The sequence below is a fragment of the Arthrobacter sp. JCM 19049 genome, assembly GCF_001310435.1.
Genome location: NZ_BAXF01000203.1, coordinates 1 through 3786 on the forward strand (window position 1 = coordinate 1; position 3786 = coordinate 3786).

At 66.3% G+C, this 3786-nt stretch carries 3 pseudogenes; 2 read left to right on the forward strand and 1 reads right to left on the reverse strand.

Annotated elements, in window-relative coordinates:
* Both JCM19049_RS09460 and JCM19049_RS09465 read left to right on the forward strand, forming a co-directional pair.
* Nucleotides 1–375: pseudogene (locus JCM19049_RS09460) on the forward strand (hypothetical protein); the annotation flags it as partial.
* A 359-nt stretch (nucleotides 376–734) separates the two neighbouring features.
* A pseudogene (locus JCM19049_RS09465) lies at nucleotides 735–3184 on the forward strand (aconitase family protein).
* Between the two features lie 209 nt (nucleotides 3185–3393).
* Here the strand turns inward: JCM19049_RS09465 and JCM19049_RS09470 are convergent.
* A pseudogene (locus JCM19049_RS09470) lies at nucleotides 3394–3786 on the reverse strand (beta-ketoacyl-ACP synthase); the annotation flags it as partial.

Sequence of the window (3786 nt, forward strand, 5' to 3'; positions counted from 1 at the left end):
GACCAGGCGCGGGTGATCCGCGGGCGGGTGGAGCGGATGCTGCGCCAGCTGGCTGCAGAACGCCTGGATGCGGTGGTGCTTGATCCGCCGCGCGCCGGGGTGGACAAGAAGGTCGCCGCGGAGCTGGGCAACAGCGGCGTGCCGCGGATCTGCTACGTCTCCTGCGACCCGGCGTCCTTCGCCCGGGACACGGCCCGGTTGGCCGCCCGCGGCTACGAATTAGGCACGTGGAGGTACACGATTTGTACCCGCACACCCACCATATGGAAACGATCGGGCTCTTCGAACGCCGCTGAACGTCACTTTCGGGTGCTTGGGCGTGAAATTAACGTGATTTGTGGTGCTCGGCGGGGAAAAACGGGCCAAAGCGGCTAGACTGGGACTAGCTCTGCCGCGGAACTAGCATGACCATCTCAGTTAGGAGCGCCTAACTGGAATGACAGTGTGCGCGTGCATCAAGATGAAGTCTGGCGAGAGGAGTCCCAGTGAGCAATGTGGACAGCTTCGGTGCCAAGGGCGTACTTGACGTCAATGGAACCGAATACGAAATTTACCGACTGAACAAGGTCGAAGGCTCGGACAGCCTTCCCTACAGCTTGAAGGTTCTGCTGGAGAACCTGCTTCGCACCGAAGACGGCGCGAACATCACCAAGGACCACGTCAACGCGCTGGGCCAGTGGGATCCCTCGGCCCAGCCGAACGTCGAGATCCAGTTCACCCCGGCCCGCGTGCTGATGCAGGACTTCACCGGTGTGCCCTGCGTCGTCGACCTGGCCACCATGCGCGAGGCCGTCGAGGACCTGGGCGGCGACGCCACCCGCGTGAACCCGCTGGCTCCGGCCGAGATGGTCATCGACCACTCCGTGCAGATCGACACCTTCGGCTTCGAGGGCGCCATCGAGCGCAACATGGAGATCGAATACCAGCGCAACGGTGAGCGCTACCAGTTCCTGCGCTGGGGCCAGACCGCGTTTGACGACTTCAAGGTCGTGCCCCGGGCACCGGAATCGTGCACCAGGTCAACATCGAGTACCTGGCCCGCACCGTGATGACCCGTGAGGTCAACGGCGTGCTGCGCGCTACCCGGACAGCTGTGTGGGCACCGACTCGCACACCACCATGGTCAACGGCATGGGCGTGCTGGCTGGGGCGTGGGCGGCATCGAGGCCGAGGCAGCGATGCTCGGCCAGCCGGTCTCCATGCTGATCCCGCGCGTGGTCGGCTTCAAGCTCGCCGGCTCGACCCCGGCCGGCGCCACCGCCACCGACGTGGTGCTGACCATCACCGAGATGCTGCGCAAGCACGGCGTGGTGGGCAAGTTCGTCGAATTCTACGGTGAGGGCGTGGCCGAGGTGCCGCTGGCCAACCGTGCCACCATCGGCAACATGTCCCCGGAGTTCGGCTCCACCGCCGCCATGTTCCCGATCGACGACGTCACCCTGGACTACCTGCGCCTGACCGGGCGCAGCCAGGAGAACATCGACCTGGTCGAGGCCTACGCCAAGGAACAGGGCATGTGGCACGATCCGAGCCGCGAGATCCGCTTCAGCGAATACCTGGAGCTGGACCTGTCCACCGTGGTTCCCTCCATCGCCGGTCCGAAGCGTCCGCAGGACCGCATCGAGCTCTCCAGCGCCAAGGAACAGTTCCGCAAGGACATCCACAACTACGTTTCGGATGCCACCGACGGCCAGGGTGTGGGACGTCCGTCCACCGCCGTGGAGGTCACCCGCGAGAACGGTGAGAAGTTCACCATCGACCACGGCCTGGTCTCGATCGCCTCGATCACCTCGTGCACCAACACCTCGAACCCCTCGGTGATGCTGGCCGCCGCCGTGCTGGCGCGCAACGCCGCCAACAAGGGCCTGAAGTCCAAGCCGTGGGTCAAGACCTCCGTCGCCCCGGGCTCCAAGGTCGTCACCGAGTACTACGAGAAGTCCGGCCTGCTGCCGTACCTGGAGAAGCTGGGCTTCTTCGTCGTCGGCTACGGCTGCACCACCTGCATCGGCAACTCCGGTCCGCTGGATGCCGAGATCTCCGAGGCCATCAACGCCAACGACCTGGCCGCCACCGCGGTGCTCTCCGGCAACCGCAACTTCGAAGGCCGCATCAACGGACGTGAAGATGAACTACCTGGCCTCCCCGCCACTGGTCATCGCCTACGCCCTGGCTGGCACCATGGACTTCGACTTCGAAACCGACGCCCTGGGCGTGGACGCGGACGGCAACGAGGTGTTCCTGAAGGACATCTGGCCTTCGCCGACCGAGGTCCAGCAGATCATCGACTCGTCGATCGACGAGGGCATGTTCGCCAAGGGCTACGAGGGCGTCTTCGACGGAGACGACCGCTGGCGCGCCCTGGAGACCCCGGAGTTCGACCTTCGAATGGGCCGAGGACTCCACCTACGTGCGCAAGCCCCATACTTCGAGGGCATGACCAAGACCCCGGAACCGGTCTCGGACATCGAGGCGCCCGCGTGCTGCTGAAGCTGGGCGACTCGGTCACCACCGACCACATCTCCCCGGCAGGTTCGTTCAAGTCGGACACCCCGGCTGGCCGCTACCTGATCGAGAACGGCGTGGACCGCAAGGACTTCAACTCCTACGGCTCGCGCCGTGGCAACCACGAGGTCATGATCCGCGGCACCTTCGCCAACATCCGCATCAAGAACCAGCTGCTGGACGGCGTTGAGGGTGGCTTCACCCGCGACTTCACCCAGGACGGCGCCCCGCAGTCCTTCGTCTACGACGCGGCGGAGAACTACAAGCCGCCGGCACCCCGCTGGTGGTCCTGGGCGGCAAGGAATACGGTTCGGGCTCCTCGCGTGACTGGGCCGCCAAGGGCACCGCGCTGCTGGGTGTCAAGGCCGTGATCACCGAGTCCTTCGAGCGCATCCACCGCTCGAACCTGATCGGCATGGGCGTGCTGCCGCTGCAGTTCCCCGAGGGCGAGTCCGCGGACTCGCTGGGCCTGAGCGGCACCGAGGTCTTCTCGATCTCCGGCGTGACCGAGCTGAACAACGGCTCGACCCCGAAGACCGTGAAGGTTACCGCCACCGCCGAAGACGGCAAGGTCACCGAGTTCGACGCCGTAGTGCGCATCGACACCCCCGGTGAAGCCGACTACTACCGCAACGGCGGCATCCTGCAGTACGTGCTGCGCCAGATCGCTGCCGCCAACTAAGGCGGACGCGGTACGGTCACACCGTCACCGGAACACCCCGCAGGGCCCCGAAGCCGCATGGCTTCGCCCCTGCGGGCCTTTAAGCCTGGCCAACGGCTCCTTTGAGCCTGCTGGCGCTGCCGGTCCGGGCGGGGGAGAAAGGCCAGGGCCCCGTGGCCGGCACCTTCTCGGTGCCGACCCCGGGGCCCTCGGTGTCCTGGGGGAACCGGCTAGTTCGCGGAGAACAAGAGGCTCACGTTCTGCCCGCCGAAGCCGAAGGAGTTGGTGATCGCATGCTCCAGGTGCACCGCCCGCGGGGCACCGGTGACCACGTCCAGCTGGATCTGCTCATCCATTCTGCCCACGTTGCGGGTCGGCGGCACCTGCTGCTCCTCCAGGGCCTGAATGGTGGTGATGGCCTCCACTGCGCCGGCGGCGCCGACCAGGTGGCCGATGGCGCCCTTCGGCGCGGTCACCACCGGAGCGTGGCCGAAGACCTCATTGATGGCCCCGGACTCGCTCAAATCCCCCACGCTGGTGGCCGTGGCGTGCGCGTTGACGTGTCCCACCTGGGCGGGCTGGATCCCGGCGTGCGCAATGGCCCGGCGCATGGCGCGCACCTG